General features: G+C 66.9%; 13 protein-coding genes. 3 read left to right on the top strand and 10 right to left on the bottom strand.

What is annotated here, in order from left to right:
* Nucleotides 1-50 precede the first annotated feature (50 nt).
* On the bottom strand, nucleotides 51-1,343 hold the full coding sequence (locus ACMCNK_RS22990; protein ID WP_412738448.1) for a P-loop NTPase fold protein: 1,293 nt from the start codon (nucleotides 1,341-1,343) through the stop codon (nucleotides 51-53).
* A 688-nt stretch (nucleotides 1,344-2,031) separates the two neighbouring features.
* Between ACMCNK_RS22990 and ACMCNK_RS22995 the strand changes: the two genes are divergently transcribed.
* Nucleotides 2,032-3,210 (top strand): PQQ-binding-like beta-propeller repeat protein, encoded by a 1,179-nt coding sequence (locus tag ACMCNK_RS22995; protein ID WP_412738449.1) that lies wholly within the window; start codon nucleotides 2,032-2,034, stop codon nucleotides 3,208-3,210.
* Between the two features lie 167 nt (nucleotides 3,211-3,377).
* Here the strand turns inward: ACMCNK_RS22995 and ACMCNK_RS23000 are convergent, their stop codons facing one another.
* The 9 genes from ACMCNK_RS23000 to ACMCNK_RS23040 all read right to left on the bottom strand — a co-directional run bounded on the left by ACMCNK_RS23000 (nucleotide 3,378) and on the right by ACMCNK_RS23040 (nucleotide 13,025).
* A complete protein-coding gene (locus tag ACMCNK_RS23000) occupies nucleotides 3,378-6,944 on the bottom strand; it encodes an NACHT domain-containing protein (RefSeq protein ID WP_412738450.1) in 3,567 nt (1,188 codons plus the stop codon).
* A gap of 451 nt (nucleotides 6,945-7,395) precedes the next feature.
* Nucleotides 7,396-7,785, bottom strand: coding sequence for a TY-Chap domain-containing protein (locus ACMCNK_RS23005; RefSeq protein WP_412738451.1), 390 nt, complete (start codon nucleotides 7,783-7,785; stop codon nucleotides 7,396-7,398).
* On the bottom strand, nucleotides 7,782-8,273 hold the full coding sequence (locus ACMCNK_RS23010; RefSeq protein ID WP_412738452.1) for a DUF6301 family protein: 492 nt from the start codon (nucleotides 8,271-8,273) through the stop codon (nucleotides 7,782-7,784). The genes ACMCNK_RS23005 and ACMCNK_RS23010 overlap by 4 nt, the downstream gene beginning before the upstream one ends.
* A gap of 282 nt (nucleotides 8,274-8,555) precedes the next feature.
* Nucleotides 8,556-8,954: a TY-Chap domain-containing protein gene (locus ACMCNK_RS23015; RefSeq protein ID WP_412738453.1), complete on the bottom strand. Its 399-nt coding sequence runs from the start codon at nucleotides 8,952-8,954 to the stop codon at nucleotides 8,556-8,558.
* Between the two features lie 6 nt (nucleotides 8,955-8,960).
* The gene (locus tag ACMCNK_RS23020) at nucleotides 8,961-9,440 is read right to left on the bottom strand and encodes a DUF6301 family protein (RefSeq protein ID WP_412738454.1); all 480 of its coding nucleotides are present in this window, start codon (nucleotides 9,438-9,440) and stop codon (nucleotides 8,961-8,963) included.
* A gap of 17 nt (nucleotides 9,441-9,457) precedes the next feature.
* Nucleotides 9,458-11,896: a hypothetical protein gene (locus ACMCNK_RS23025; RefSeq protein ID WP_412738455.1), complete on the bottom strand. Its 2,439-nt coding sequence runs from the start codon at nucleotides 11,894-11,896 to the stop codon at nucleotides 9,458-9,460.
* 45 nt (nucleotides 11,897-11,941) lie between these two features.
* Entirely contained in the window at nucleotides 11,942-12,280 is a 339-nt protein-coding gene (locus ACMCNK_RS23030; RefSeq protein WP_412738456.1) for a DUF6507 family protein, read from the bottom strand.
* 67 nt (nucleotides 12,281-12,347) lie between these two features.
* Nucleotides 12,348-12,650, bottom strand: coding sequence for a pore-forming ESAT-6 family protein (locus tag ACMCNK_RS23035; protein WP_412738457.1), 303 nt, complete (start codon nucleotides 12,648-12,650; stop codon nucleotides 12,348-12,350).
* Between the two features lie 33 nt (nucleotides 12,651-12,683).
* Complete coding sequence (locus ACMCNK_RS23040) at nucleotides 12,684-13,025, bottom strand: hypothetical protein (protein ID WP_412738458.1); 342 nt, start codon at nucleotides 13,023-13,025, stop codon at nucleotides 12,684-12,686.
* A 323-nt stretch (nucleotides 13,026-13,348) separates the two neighbouring features.
* Here ACMCNK_RS23040 and ACMCNK_RS23045 point away from each other — a divergent pair, with 323 nt between their 5' ends.
* Both ACMCNK_RS23045 and eccD read left to right on the top strand, forming a co-directional pair.
* A complete protein-coding gene (locus ACMCNK_RS23045; RefSeq protein ID WP_412738459.1) occupies nucleotides 13,349-13,600 on the top strand; it encodes a hypothetical protein in 252 nt (83 codons plus the stop codon).
* Nucleotides 13,597-14,916, top strand: a complete 1,320-nt coding sequence (gene eccD, locus ACMCNK_RS23050) for a type VII secretion integral membrane protein EccD (protein ID WP_412738460.1) — start codon at nucleotides 13,597-13,599, stop codon at nucleotides 14,914-14,916. Before ACMCNK_RS23045 ends, eccD begins: the two co-directional genes overlap by 4 nt.
* The last annotated feature ends 33 nt before the right edge of the window (nucleotides 14,917-14,949 follow it).

Raw genomic sequence — 14,949 nt, forward strand, 5'->3', positions numbered from 1 at the left:
CGCAGCCAAGCATCATCACCGCGCGGCTACAAGCGACACACCGCAACGACCTAACAAAGTCCTACTAGGGCGTCTGGGATGTCGTCCTGCGGGATGCCGATGGCGAAGTACCGATCGAAGTAGTCAGGGTTGCCTACCCGGCAGCCCCGGACACGTCCCGGTTGGGCCACCTGGACCCCGCCCATGGCCGGGAAGAGATCACGAAGCACGGTCTGCACTGGCTGGACAAGGTCGGCCGATACGCCCGCGGCGACGATGCGTGCGGGCCAATTCGGCTCCTCGGGCGACGCCGCAACCAGCGCGGCCAGATCCAGCGAGCCCGTCAGATTCCCACGCCACGATGGCAACTGATCGTACAGTCGGGGAAAATGCACACGCAGGTGAATCAGTACGAGCAGGTCAACGACGTCGACCTCGCCTTCACCGATCAGCGGCAGGTATGCCCTGGCTTGAGCAAGGTAGCGCTGTACCGATCGGACTGTGGTCAACGTCCGGGCCATGAGGTCCTGGTATGCCAGGGAGAAGCGACCGACGGCGTCGCCGTCGAGATCGTGGCCCGACTCGCGCAGAGTCTCGGTCAGGCTGGTGCGCAGCATCCGGTCGAGCTGAGATCGATGGGCCGGCGGTATCGACAGCGGATACTGCACGATCTTCTCGAGGTACTCCAGCGCTCGATGGTTGCTCGATCCGACGGTTGCGGAGCTGCTCAAGACATCGATCACTGTCGCCTGGTCGTATGCGAGCAGGTAGTGAACGCCGGGGAACCGGCCGAGAAGCCGCACAGCCTTAAGTAGGGCCGCCAGTTCATCGGCGTCCAACCGGTCGATGTCGTCGGCCACCACCAGGACCTTTGTGCCGAGCTGCTGGAGCTGCTGGGCCACCTCCTCGAAGCGTTCGGACCACGGCTTGTCCTGACCGAACCGGCTCGCAGCTGCTGCGGCGACATCCGCCGCAGTTCCACCGATGCCCGGGAGCAGCTTTAACGCTGCTGGCACCGCGACCTGAGCGGCCGCCATGAGCGCCGCGCGCGCCTTGTCCGCCTTGCCACCCGGCGGAAGTGCCGAGGCGATGGTGGAGAAGAACTCCATCAGCAGGTCGGTAACGCTGGATGCCGCCCACGGCGTGAATCGCACGGGCACCCAGGGCTTCAGCAGCCGATTCACCGCCAGGTTGATCAGTGAGGTTTTCCCGCCACCCCAGGGGCCGACCAGACCGAACACGGTACTGCGTCCTGCCGAGCCCACTTCGTCGATGAGCTGGGCGACCCGGACAGCGAACCGATCCCGATCAAGAAGATCTTCATCGTTACTCTCGATGGGTTCATCGGACCAGAATTGCGCCATTAGCGTGCCTCCCAAGTTCATCGATGGGCGGCAAGCCCAACGACTGAGGGCGGCTTCGGTTACAAGGTCCCCCGTCAGTCTGGGAAGCACATAGCCTCCACAGCAGCATCGGACGGCATAGCCGACTCGATGTCGGCGTTGCCGCCGACAATGTGGATACCGAACTCGCCGACGTCGAATCCCCAGCTTGGGCACACGCAGTGGGGTCCGGACACGGTGCCAGCGGTGGAGCCGTATCCGCGGAGGCAAGCGTGTGAACCACGCTGTCCCGTGACAGCCCGGATCACGCAACAAGTCCAGAACGTCAGCGACCGAAAGCAGCGGCGCCGGCTCGGGCGCTTGAGCGGGTATGACGCCCGGGCCGGCGAGTCCCCCTCCCGTCGTGAGTCAGAACTCGTGTCAGCCCGCGGCTCGCGGGCGGGTGAGGATCGCAGCCTGTCGCGGTGTACGGGGTGGCGGCGGTGGATCGGTCTATTCTCGGACGGCCCCTGAAACCAAATCCTGTCAGCGCAGGCCAGCTGAGAACCCATGAGAAACGGCGAAGCCAGTGCACGCTGACCTGCGCGACGACACTGGCCCACGGTACGTCGAGAAGGCGCAGACCCGAGGCGACATCACTCCTTCAGTTGCAAAGCTGGGCCTCAGACCGCTAATACCCTAAGTGTCAAGATTCACTTAGGAGCGCCATATGAAATCGTTCAGGATATTCGCCTCGGCTGTCGCGATGACCGTCGTATTTTCCGGTGCTGCCGAACCAGCCGAGGCGGGACTGAGCTCTGATTGGCCACAACCGGGCTATGACGCCGGACATTCGTACTACAACCCGAACGAGACCATCGTCAACACCACCACGATCAAGACACTGAAGCTGCGCTGGCAGGCCACACCGACACCGTCAGATTGTCCCGGCATCCCCGGGCAGCTCGGCCCCATCGTGGCCGGGGGCCCAACGCTTACCGAGGACAACACTGGCTTGATCGCGCGCGACTCCATGACCGGTCACGAGGTGTGGAAGGCCGACGACTTCATCGCCGACCACCTCGCCTCCAACCTGATCGTCTCGGGCAGCACCGTCATCGTTACGACACCCTCAAATGACTGCGTAGTCGAAGGCTCGGATCACGACGGCTTCATCGAAGCGTTCGATCTGGCCACGGGCAACCACCTTTGGCACGCCGTAGACGCGACCGATGCCAGCGACGTGATCGTCACCGATGGCATGGTCATCGTTTGCGGCTTCCAATCCGCGACCGATCCACTCGTCTCCGCGTACCGGCTGAGCGACGGCAAGTTGGCCTGGTCAGACGCGTCCGATGACGAGGGCCGGACGCTCGTCTCCATGATTCCGGTTAACCATCAGGTCATAGTTCGGGACTTCGGCGTTCCTGTTATGAGGGACGTGCTTACCGGTGCGGTTCGCGGCTATTCGCCGACAACCTGGCTCCCCCTGGCTGTCACGCCGAACGGTGATCGGGTCATCGTGGGCGACTACGGCGATTGGACGCTGAAGGTGGTTCGCGTCTCCGACCGATCGACGCTCTGGTCCATGGACAGAGTCAGCAACCGGATCGCCACGGATGGTCGGCGCATCTACATGGGCATCGGCTCGAACCTTGAGGCATATGACCTAGCGGGTGGCAAGCAAGCGTGGTCGGTCAAGCTTGGGGGGCGCGTAGGCCAACCCGTCCGCGCCGGTGGGATGGTTTACGCAGCCGTGGCCGGTAAGCCAGTGGCGATTCGGAACGCCTCCTCGGGCGCAAAGATCAAGCCAAACGCTGCCCTCAGCAGAGTGACAAACGTGGCTGCCGTTGGTGGAGGACATTTGTACGCAATCAGCGGGAGTCGGATCGATGTCTTCGCCCCCTGACCGAGCGCTGTCGCCGTCGAGGAAGCTCCTCGCGGATCTGGCCGAAATGAGTGCGCTCGCTAGGCAGTCAGAGCCAGAAAGCGCTCAGATGATCGACAAGTCCAGCTGTTTGTAGTTTCCGAGCCTCGTCGCAAGAAGCGGCAGGAACGCCTATCCGGTCGCGCTGATCAATGCAATCCTGGGCGGTTGGCTGTGCGGCAGTGCTGGCAGTGTTCGGTGGTGATCTCCTTGGTGGTGGCGCAGTCGGTGCAGAGCCATCGACTGGGTGGCGGAGGGTCCGTGGCGGCGGCCTCGTCGGTGACGCCAGCGGCCTGCCGGACGCTCAGGTTGGGGTCGGTACGGGCTGTGGTGCGCAGGTCGGCGAGTTCCTCGGCCGGGCTGGCGAAGGTGCGTAGGTGGTGTGCGGCGCCGGAGCGGACGGTGGGGTCTGTGCTGGTGAACAGGAGCCGGATCGTCGCGGCGGGGGTCGTGCTGAGGTGGCAGGCTAGGGCGCTGGTTTGGGCGCGCCGGGTGGCTGGCAGCGTAGGGATCATCTCGAGCAGGTTATCCCGCAACCCGTCGTTGGGCGGGCCGGCCAGCAGGTGGCATGCGGACTCCGCGATCCAGTCCGAGTCGCCGGATAGGGCCGTGATCAGGGCCTGCCGGTCCTGCGGGCCGAGGCGGCTCGGGTCGGCCAGTGGTGCCGGGCCGGGCAGCGCCACGTGGGTCAGATCTCGCACATCGTCACCGTGTTCGATGTCGGCGAGGGCGGCGATGGCCTGCGCGGCCAGCTTGGCATGCTCGAGCCCGGCGGCGGTGGCCGCGGCCCGTAGCCAGGCGATGCGGGTCTGGTCGCTGCCTGTGGTCATGGCGCTTTCGTATTGCCCGATGGTTACCTCGCCGGCATCGATGAGCATACTGAAGGCGCCGAGGTCGGGGAGCCGCCAGCGCTGAGTGCGGCTGAGTTCGGCCGGGTCGTCGGACAGACGGGCGATCGCGGTCAGCATGCGCACGTCGAGGTCAGCCAAGTCGAAGCTGGTAGACGGCAGGTAGGCGCCCCATCGTAGGCCGGGACGAGTGAAGCGGTGCCCGCGGGCGGTGAGGGTTTCCTCAACCTCGATGAGGCTGCGGCTTCGGCCGAGCCGGGCCGTGTCGTAGAGGTGCTGGGCCATGTCACCGCCGAGGACGTCCAGATGGGGCAGTGCCATCGTGGCGAGCTCGGGGCGTCCTGATCGCGTGACGCCACGCCGGGGTTCGCCGGTGAGCGGGTCGGGCTCGTCGGGCAGGCGAAAAGCCAGCGCCGCCCGCACCGCCCAAACCTGCGAGTGATTCAGCGGGCTGTCGTCGATGGTGGCGTCGGCAAGCGCGGCGTGCGCAAATGCCACCACCTGTTCCTCCTCCAGGACGCAGTATTGATCCAGTAGGGAGTCACGGCGCGTACGCTGCGGCCCGGCGGGCAGGGGCATACGAGCCAGTTCCAGTAGGCAGGGCCAGAGCTGCGGGGTGACCGTCCGCAGGCCGGGGACACCTTTGGGTAGATTGCGCCCGCTGCTAAGGCGGGTCTCTTCCTCCAGTGCGGTCGCGAGCAGGTCGAGCAGTACTGGTTGGTGGGCGTTGCCGGGCGGGTGGCCGATTCGCAGGATTTTGGCGGCGGTTAGGGCGCGGACGCTGGGGCGGGCCATACCAGCGTCGGTGAGCAGGATGGGCACGACTCGGGTGTCCACCTGGCCGATCATCAGCAGTATCGGAAGCCGGTCGGGGTTGCCGAACGCCGAGCTCAGTAGGGCCGTCAGCTGCTCCGGTGACAACCAGGTCGCGGCGATGGCAGCGCCCAGTTCGGCGAAGAGCTGGCTGCGGGGCACAACGGTGCCGTCGTCGAGTTCGACGAATACACCGACGTGGTGGTCCCAGAAGCGCATGATGTGCTCGGTCAGCTCGGCGGCGGGGCCGGGTGCCGTGACGTTCCATCGGGCGGCGAGCATGGCGGCGACGGCGTCCGCGGCGTCGATGTGGGTCGTGACCGGCTCTGCGATGAGCCGGTTGCCGAGAGCGGCGAAGCCGTCGAGGAGTTGCCGTGGTGACGGTTCGCCGCTGCGTTCTCCTAGTGGGTTCGGGCGCTGGCGTTCCCAGCGGAGAATGCTGTGTTCGACGGCGGTGTGCAGGACGTGCGCCGGGCTGTGGGTCAGCGGCGCGTGCCGGGATTGGGCGACTACCAGGGTGAGCAGGGTTGCCAGCAGTGGCACGTCGCTGATGTCGCGATGGTCGCGCCGGGTGGCGCGTATCCAAGAACGACGGGTTGCCGTCCACCGATCGCGTAGCTGCGGATCGGTGATGCGATGGTGGGCGATGTGCTGCAGCATGCGGTCGAGGATGTCGTCCAAATCTTTCGGGGGTTCCAGTTCCGCGGCAGGTAGATGCAGTCGGGCAGCGGCGGTGACAGCGCTGCCGCGGGTCGTCAGGATCACCCCCACCTCGGGAGGCATGCCAGCCAGCATCTTGTCCAGTCCGTCGGCGAGCGCCGCCTTGTGAGCGCCGCACTCGTCGAGCGCGTCGAGCAGCAGCACCACGTGCCCGGCCTCGGCCTGCTGCTGCAGCGCCGCCGCCAGATCCTCGCGTCCGCCAGCAGGCGCCCCCAGGGAGGCCACCTCGCACAGCATGCCGGCGGTAACCTCGCCTACCTGGCGGTACCGGTCGGCGAGCACGGGCAATCGGACCATGATCGGCAGCAGCGCTCGCGGGTCGGCAGCCCAGCAGGCTGCCAGCTGCCGCAGGGCGGTGCTCTTACCCATTCCCGGTAGGCCGGTGAGCAGTAGCCGCGGCCAGCGCCGGGCAACTACCAGCAGGGGCTGCATTACCTGGGGACGGGCGAGATGGTCATGCACGGTGACCCGTAGCCCGTCGGCGAGACCGGCGACGATCAGCGGCGGGAGGTCCTCGGCCAGTAGCGCCAGATCGACCACGCCGGCCTGCTCGGCCAGTCGACGCCGATAGTCCTGCAGCGCGGTTTGCCGAGCCTGGGCCGCGGCACCAGCGGCCCCCCGCCCGTCGGCGATTACCCGCAGCTTCGCGTCGCGGAGGGTCTCGAGCCAGTCGTCCAGACCGCTCGCGTACGCCTTGCCTGCTTGAGTGTGAAACGCCTCGGACAATGCGCGGACCGCGGCGCTACCGGCACCGACCTCGACCACGGTGCCTTCCAACAGCGCGGCCGACAGCTCGAAGCCGTGATCACCTGCCTCAACGGCGTCGGCGATCAGCACGAACGCTGCGTCAAGAATCCGCTGGGTGATCGTAGGGTCGGCGGTGATCTCCGCGATCCGGCCGGTGAGCGCGGTCAATGCGTCTCGTTCGGCCGCCGACGGAGGAGTGCCGGGCGCCCGCCGACGGCGGGCCAGCGCCCCGGGCAAACCTCTGAGGTCGCCTCTGAGTTCGGCGGTGGCGAGCACCAGTAGGTCGCCGGGCGTGAGCGTGGCCGCCTGCGCCACCCACTGTGCAACCGTGCTGCCCAGGTTGGACTGGTCATTGCCGCAGGTCCGCTTCGCCGAGATGAACATGGTCGCACCGTCCGCCGAACGGCAGGTGAGATCGTCGGTAGCCTGCTCGGTCTCGAACGCCACCCGGACCGGCACGAAACGCGCCGCGGCCTCGCCGGTCACGCTACGCCCGGCCAGACCGTGCGCCGCCAGGACCGCCGCAACGCCACGCCGGTGCGCGCTGCCCGCCTCGTTAGCGACGCCACCACGCGGACCCTGCACCACCATTGCCTCCTTCAGGGCACCCGCCCAGCGAGACAGCATTTGTGCCGTACTCACCAACTGCTCACGCGCTGAATCTCGGCTGCCAGCTGGACCGTCATCCTTCTCGATCTGCGCGGGCCTACGGGCGACCCCGCCGGTCACATTATTTCGCGGCGGGACGGAGCGGACTTGTGAGCCTCCGGTTGGTGGTCACGCTGGACCACACGCTTGCCACGTGTATGTTCCCGACGGATCGCTGGCCTCGGTTCTGTCGCACTGAATCTGGCCGCAGAGAAGGTGTATCCCACCTCAGGTTACGTCACCGGGTGTGAGCGGCGTACTGGCCGGCCAAAGGCGCATCCCGTCCGGGCCGCGACCGGTTCCCAAACTCGCGAACATCGAGATCGGTCAGACTTCGCTGGTCACTAAAGCCAAGACCGTTTGGCTGCGGCGCCAGGCTACACGGCTCTATTTAGGCGCTGAAAGAGCGCTCGGTGACGTCATCGGCTGCCGCGATCTCGTAGACGTCTCGCAGGGTTGACACCATGAGGTCTGCGATCCTCGTGGCGTCGCGGCTGTGTAGCGGCCACTGGTTCACGTCCTGCCACCAGTTCATTCGTAGCGGCGGGTTCGGTGGCCGCCACCCCTTGTCCTGAAGCTCTTGCGCCTGTCCGGTGTTGAGCTGAGCCTCTGGTGGGAGGGCGCGGTTGGACACTGCTTCCAGCGTCAGGCCGTCCTTGCGTTGGATGAGCTGGATGTAGCGGTTGCCGCTAGCCTTAAGGATGATGACGTCGTCCTCCGTGAGTCTTGGCAGGCGCGTCGCGAGCTGATCGGTTAGCTGTTCCCATGAGGACGCGTTCATGCCAGAGCCTCCGTCACCTGGTCCCACTCATTCTGGAACCTGTTGCTCGCCCAGGTCAGGGTCACATCGACTTCGAGGTTTCGGATCAGGACGGTGGAGTCGGCCAATCGCCAGCGCACGGTTGGAGGCTCCGAGAGTTGCCGGCCCGTCGGTTCGCCCAGCACGGAGGTGACCAGCGCGACGGCGTCGGCAAACGCGTCGGCGATGAACCGGTCCCGCTCTGGTCCGGTTTTCCGCACGATCTGGGTGATCTGCATGGTGATGTCGTCGACCTGGCCGGCGCGGAAGGCCATCTCGATCTCTTCCCCGCCGAGGTCCCAGCCAGCCTCGATAGCGGCGCCCTTGCCATCGGCGACCTCCAGCAGGTCCCACCTCATGCGTCGGCACAGCGCGGGCACGTCTTCGGGGCGCCATGACCAGCGGGCGCCCTTGATCCCGCTCGCCAGAGACCGGAGCGCGTCGACCTCGATCATTCGCCAGGCGGTCATGCGTCGCTTGTCCTCCGTGAAAGCGGAAATCTCACGGTTCCGGCCAAATCGGCGTGGTTCAGGCGTTGAAGGAGCACTCTGCGTTGCCACTCGCCTCCGTGGCTGGTACCCCTCTCGCAAAGTAGACACCATGAACTTGGCGATCCTCGTAACGTCCTGGCTATGCAGCGGCCATTGCGGCACGTCGTGCCGCCGGGTCATTCGAAACGGCGGGTTTTGCGGGCCGCCAGCCTTGTCTTGTAGCTGTCGAAACGCGGAACCACTGTCGTAACGGGAGTCGGGTCACACTTCTTCGTTGGCGTTGAATGTGCGCCGATCGAGGAGGTTGGGATCGCTCACATCAAGTACGTCACGAAGGGTTGCGATCAACCGTTCTGAAAGTTGCTCGGCATCCTGGGTCCGCAGCGGCCACTCCGTGCTTGATCGCCAGTTGTGGAAGCCGAGATCGGGTTCGGGTGGTTGCCACCCGAGGGCAACCATCTCGCGTTCGTCTTCAGGGGTGAGCTGGAGGTGCGTCGGTAGCCAGCGGTTGGAGACTGCTTCTGCCTTCAGCGTGTCTGCTCCCTGGCGCATCTGCACGAAGCGTTCTCCGCTGAGGAGGATGACTGTGTCACCCTCCTTCATGCGGATGATCTCTGCTGCCAACTCCTGCTGGAGCTGATTCCATGACTTGGGTTCCACCGTGGTTCAGTCTTCCAGCTCGTCCAGCATGTCTTGGAACTCGTTCCTGGCCCAGGCGATGTTGATGGCGAGGCGCGTGTTCGAGATGGCGATCGTTGACTGGGTTCGACGCCACCGTACTTCCGGTTCTGGCCCGGGAACGTTCTTGTCGGGCGGGCCAAGTACCTCCTTACCTACGGCGACTGCGTCAACGAAGGTGTCCTGCAATACCTTCGCGGTTTCGGCGTCGGGATCGGGCGCAACATCGGTTATCCGCATGATGATGCGGTCCACTTTGCCGTTGCTGTAGGGGATGTTGACTTCGTCGCGGGTCAGGCCCCACTCCGGAGTGACGACGATGCCGTCGTCGTCGATGACCTCCACCAACTTCCAGCCGAGGCGTTGCGCGAGGGACGGTGCCTCGTCGGCCGTCCAGTTCCACTCCACGGTGTCGAGAGCGGAGAGGGTTGCGCGTAGGGCGTCTTGGGCAATCACACGCACTGACACTGAGCCACTCCCCACTCTTACTCGGAACCGACGACCCGAATGGAATCGCGGCCGAGTCGACCACTATCGATGATGTAGTCGGTGACCTTCACTTGTCCGGTCGCTGACGTGTGTACGTGGATGTAGCGTAGTCTACCGGGCGTCGTTCCATTGATCACGTCTTGTATGGCGGACCGCAATTGTGGGTTCGCGCGCAGTACGGGACCGAGCTTGTTGTCATTCTGCAGCATGTGGCGCAGGTATTCCGGCGACATCTGCTGAGACTTGATCTTCGGCGCGGAAAGGTCGGCAGGATTCTCGACGCGCCGCCCGCCCAGCGGACTGCCCACCCCCTTCTCCTCGATCGCGATGAAGCTGTTGTGATCGGCCGAGAACAGCGTCCGGTCGAGGTTGTTGGATGTGCCTCGCGCCCCGTCACCCGCGCTGATCGTGCGGTATTCGGGAAACTCCCGGGCCACGGCGAGGTTGCCACCGGCCTCGCCGAGGTGTTCGCTGGCCCGGTTGAGCTTGGTGCCGAGTTCGGCGAACTCGTTTCCGTACTTCTCCAGACGGAGAAGTTCCCCCCGGCTGAGGTGGGCTGCGGCCTCGTTGTTCAGTTTGATGACACGGGCCTCGCTCAGGGTCCGGTCAATGGAGATGCTGTGCTGCTTGAGCTTGTCCGCAATCGGGCCAAGGTGCTTGTCCCACAACTGTTCCCGCGCTGCGACGATCTGGTTGCGGTCCGCGACTGCGTCACGGACCGCGGTGTCCGCGGGACTGTCACCATCTGGTGTGTACGTGCGGCGTGACGCGAGATCGGGCGCACCGTGCGTGTCGAAGCCGCGGCCGTTCAGAAGCGGGTTGTCGTTGGACGCGTAGTGCCCGTTCTCGTGGAGGTCGCCGTTCGCGTCCCTAATGGTGCCTTCCCTGTCTCCCGGGAAGTGCAGGTTGCCGTCGGCGTCGCGATACAGTTCCAGCCCGTACTGCTTGTCGCGAATGCCGCTCGGGGTCAGGTCACTCTCTCGGTATCGCGCCGGAGGTTCGGCGTTGTGGCCGTGGTGACCTCCACCGCTGGACTGATTGTCGGCGGCGTGCCCGGAGCCGCCCGTGGATCCGGTGTCGGACGTGTGGTGACTACTGGGGCCGTCACCGTGGTGACCACCGCCGTCGAGCCCGTGCCCGCCCCCACCGATGTCGTTGCCCGCCCGGCCTGCGTGGCTGAAGTCGTTGCCGTGATGGCCGCCCGCACCGACGAGTTCGGGTTGCCGGACATGGGCCGGTTCATGGGCGTGACTGACGATGTCGTCGCCGCGGAGCGCAGCGGTGTCGGCGTGCGTGGTGAGGTCGTCGGCGTGGCGGAGGGCGGCGTCAAGGTCGGGGTCGCGTTTGAAGGCGTCCTTGAATACTCCGTCGACCTGTTTCGCGAGGTCAGCGACGGTGGGCAGTTCAATTTTGCCGAGTTTGAGCAGCCCGGCGAGCTTCCCGGCGTCCGCGAGCTCAGCGATCTTGCTGATCTTGGTGACGTCGCCGACTTTGCTCACGGCCGATGCGGCCTTGCCAGCGAAGCCGGCCTTGCCGACCTTGCTCCAGGCGAACGGCAGCGTGAGCACGTTGAACAGGACCAGGCCGGTGGCGCGGGCGGGGTCTTTCTCCCATTCGTCCCAGGCGATGAAACTCTTACCGAGTTCCTTCCAGGCGTTGCCGGTCTTGCCGGGGTCGAAGAAGACGCCGCCGGTGAGAGTCCAGATGCCGGTCCAGGAGGACTTGAAGGTGTCCCAGTCGAAGACGTTGATCATGCCCCAGAGGCCGGTGACGGTGCCCCAGAGGCCGTCGACGACGACGCCCTTGGTGCCGGACCAGACGGCGTTCCAGGTGTCGACGTACCAGGGTTCGTCGACTTCCTCGGAACTGCCCCAGGGCCGGTCGGCGTCGCCGGGCACGTCAGCGGCGTTGAACCCGTACGCGTTGGGCTTGCCACTGCCGTCGTCGACGGTCCACTGGGTGCCGCCGTAGAGGGCGTTGATCTGGTTCGCCGCGGCGCGTTCGGCGGCCATGAGTGCAGCGACCTGGGCGTCGACCTGACGGATGAGGTCGTTGTTGTGGTTGACCTTGTCCTCGTCTTCGCGCCAGTCGTCGTCGCCGGCGACGGAGTTCGCGAAGCCGGTCGCGTCGGTCTTGAGGGAGGCGAGCCGGTCAGCGATCGGGCGGACCGCCGCGGCGTACTGGCTCAGCGCCGAGCCGACCTTCTCAACCTGTCCGCCGAACGAGTCACCGGTGGTCTTGATCGGGGCGGTGGCGGCGAACAACTGGTCCGCCTCGGGCGCCTCGTAGAAGGCGGACAGGCCCTGCCAGGTGCTGTGCACGTCGGCGCCGATGTCGCGGAACTGGCCACCGACGCCGGTCAGGGCGCCGGCGTGCTGCTCGATCGCGGCGACGTTGCCGGTGAACTGGGGAATCGCTTCCGGTTTGATCACCACGAGACGAACGTCCTCCCCCGAAATCTGGTCGTCGACTGTGGCCGGTCAGTGGCCGTGGTGCTGATCGCCGTCGGCCGGCGGGCTGACCGCGGCGTGCTGGGCGTTGGCGGCCATCTGCAGGTCACCGTGCATGTACGCCTTGGTCGCGTTCACCGCGCCGTTCAGGACCCGGCCGGCGCGTTGCGCCATGCCCTCCAGCGTGGGCTTGTGATGCTCGGCGAAACCCGCCAGCGCCGAGGCGACGAGGTTGCTGCCCGACGACTCCGCGGCGCCCTGCAGCGCCTCGCCGTAGGTCTTCGCGGCACCCTCGAGCCGTTCGGCCTGGTGGCCGGTGCGTTCGACCACCCCGCGGATGCCGGCGGGGTCCAGATTCCATTTGGTCATGGTCACCTCCCGAGCGTGGACCACGGCGCGGGCCGGTGGCCCGCGCCGTCACACAAATCTGGCGGTGTCAGATGCCGTCCACGGCGGACTTAGCGCGGGCGAGGGTGCTGTGCGCGGTCTCGTCGTTGCGCTGCAGGGTGGTCCGGACCAGGGAGATGATCGTGCGAACCTCCGCGGCGGCGCGGTTCCACTGCACCTCTTTGTCGTGGTACTGGTCGGACACGCCGTCGGCCTGGAAGTCGGCCATCGCGGCCTTCACAGCCGCGTCCCGGTCGTTGATCAACGTTTCGAGCCGGGCGACGATGCCCTGCAGGTTGCCCTGCGCCTCGGTCGAGGTCGCGATGTCGTAGCTGCGCCGATCGCCTGCCACAGTGGTTCTCCGCTCGTCTCGCAGGTCGGTAGGTCAGCGGCCGGCGCCGAAGCGGGCCGACTCGAAGTTCGCGGAGCCCTCGGTGCTGGACGCGTTGGACGCCATGTCCTGCTCGCCCTGCCGGAACGACGAGTCCATGCCGCCGATGCCGCCCAGGATCGAGCTCAGGGCCTGGTTGAGGCTCGCGGTGATCTCGTCGGCGCGGGACTTGAACCGGTCGAACGCCGCCTTGCCGGCACCGTTGAAGTTGCCCTCGAGCGGCGCGGCCGCCTGCAGCAACTGCTTGATCGTGGCGCCGAGCTGGTCGCTCGAGCCGCCGGTCTTGACCCGTAGCTGGCCGAGCGTTTCCGCTCCCATGTCGAACTTCTGACCCACGGACATCCCCTCCCCGTGATCGCCGGGTGTCACTGAAGCAGCCGCCAGCATATCCAGCACCTCCGACACTCCTCGACCCGGCATTTCCACCTATTAGGACAGACACGGGCATAGTCGATATCGATATCATTCGGTTGATCTACAGATCGTGGCTCTTCCATTGACACGTGGTGTCGCCGGTAGTGGCGGGATGATGACGGGAACCTCGGGGCAGGGTGGCGCTGGTCACGGCGGGTGAGCGGCGGGCGGCCCCTTTCGGGTCGCCGCGAAGGGTGGGGTTCTCGGTAGCCTCTGGTCGGCAAGACGTCCGGGGAGGGGTGCTCGTGGCGCGGGATTTCGACGCGCAGCTGTTGGAGTCGGTCGCGGTGCGCCGGCGCAGGCTGCGGGAGGCCCTGTCCTGGGGTTCGCTGCGGACGCGGCGCGCCGCCGTGGAACTGGTCGCCCGGCTGGCGGTAGGTGCCGCCGTGGCGGCGGTGCTGTGTGCCGGCTGCGTGGGCTGGTCGTTCCTGCAGCACCAGCTCAGCCAGCCGGCAAACGGCGTATCGCCGCTGCCACCTACCGGCGGGTCCCGGTGACGGCCGGCTACACGCGGGTGACCGTGGTGGGGGCATCCCGGCGGGTGGACATGGTGCTGCCGTCGGCGGAGCCGGTCGGGCAGCTGTTGCCGGACGCGCTGGCGGTGGCGGGTGAGCCGGTGACTCATCCGGCGCGGCTGCGGCATCTGGTCACCCTGGATGGCCGCGTGCTGGCCGGTGACGACACCCTGCAGGGCCACGGTGTCACCGACGGTACGGTGCTGCGGCTGGCCGCGGCAGAGGATCTCCCACCGGCCCCGGTCGTGCACGACGTCACCGAAGAGACGGCCGAAGACCTCGACCGGCGCGCCACCCGCTGGACCGGTGTGACCCGGCGCTGGACCGCCACCGCCGGTGTGGTCGCCGCCGCGGCGGCTGCCGGCCTGCAGATGCACGAGCGGCTGCCGACGGAGCGGGCGGCGGCCGGTATGGCTGCCGCGGGTGTGCTGGCCGGGGTCATTGGTGCGGCGTTCGCCCGATCGCGGCGCCCGCTCGGCGCGGCGCTCGTCGCAGCCGCCGGGACGTTCTTGCCGGTGGCGGTGTGGACCTGGGGCGACTCGTTGGGCTGGCCTACTGGGTGGCGGCTGCTCGCCGCCGCCGGTGCCGTGGCCGTGGCGGTCCTCCTCTTCGGGGTGAACGCGGTCCGGGGGCGCGCTGCGATGCTGGGTGGCCTGGCGCTGCTCGGACTGGTGGGTTTGTGGGCTGGCCTGGCCGCAGCGGGGCTGACCGGCGCCCGGACGGGCGCGGTGGTCGCGGTTGTCGTGGTGGCTGTGGTGGGGTTGCTGCCGCGGTGGGCGCTGTCCTGGTCCGGGCTGGCGATGCTCGACGACCGACGCGTCCAGGACCGCCCGGTCAACCGCCGGGACGTCCACGACGCGCTCGCCGCCGCCCACGGGTCGCTGACCATCGTGGTGGCTGGGTGCGCCGCCTCGGCCGCCGCGGCGGGCTGGTTGCTGGCCTCGGAGTCGTCCGGCTGGGCGACGATGACGGCGCTGCTGCTGGCTGTCGTGCTGGTGGTGCGCTGCCGTACCTATCCCCTTGCCGCCGAAGTGATCGCCCTGCTGGCCGGTGCGTCGGTGGTCGTCGGGACGCTGTGGTGGCGGTGGAGCGCCTCGATGCCGGCCGCCGTAGGTTTGGCTGCGGTGGTCGTGTCGCTGGCGGTGCCGGTGACGGTGCTCGTGGTGGACCCGCCGGAACATGTGCGGGCACGGCTGCGTCGCATCGGCGACATCCTCGAATCCGCGGCGGTGATCGCACTGCTGCCGATGGTGCTGGGTGTCTTCGGCGTTTACGCCCGTTTGCTGGGGATTTTCTGACATGCCGGCGAGGACCTGGGCGGGATGGCAGCG

Origin of the sequence: Krasilnikovia sp. MM14-A1259 (assembly GCF_047159535.1) — a bacterium.
Taxonomy (GTDB): Bacteria; Actinomycetota; Actinomycetes; order Mycobacteriales; family Micromonosporaceae; genus Actinoplanes.

Coding starts and splice junctions, on each gene's coding strand:
- ACMCNK_RS23030 (WP_412738456.1), bottom strand. CDS start 12,280: ATGACCAAATGGAATCTGGACCCCGCCGGCATCCGCGGGGTGGTCGAA.
- ACMCNK_RS23005 (WP_412738451.1), bottom strand. CDS start 7,785: ATGAACGCGTCCTCATGGGAACAGCTAACCGATCAGCTCGCGACGCGC.
- ACMCNK_RS22995 (WP_412738449.1), top strand. CDS start 2,032: ATGAAATCGTTCAGGATATTCGCCTCGGCTGTCGCGATGACCGTCGTA.
- ACMCNK_RS23010 (WP_412738452.1), bottom strand. CDS start 8,273: ATGACCGCCTGGCGAATGATCGAGGTCGACGCGCTCCGGTCTCTGGCG.
- ACMCNK_RS22990 (WP_412738448.1), bottom strand. CDS start 1,343: ATGGCGCAATTCTGGTCCGATGAACCCATCGAGAGTAACGATGAAGAT.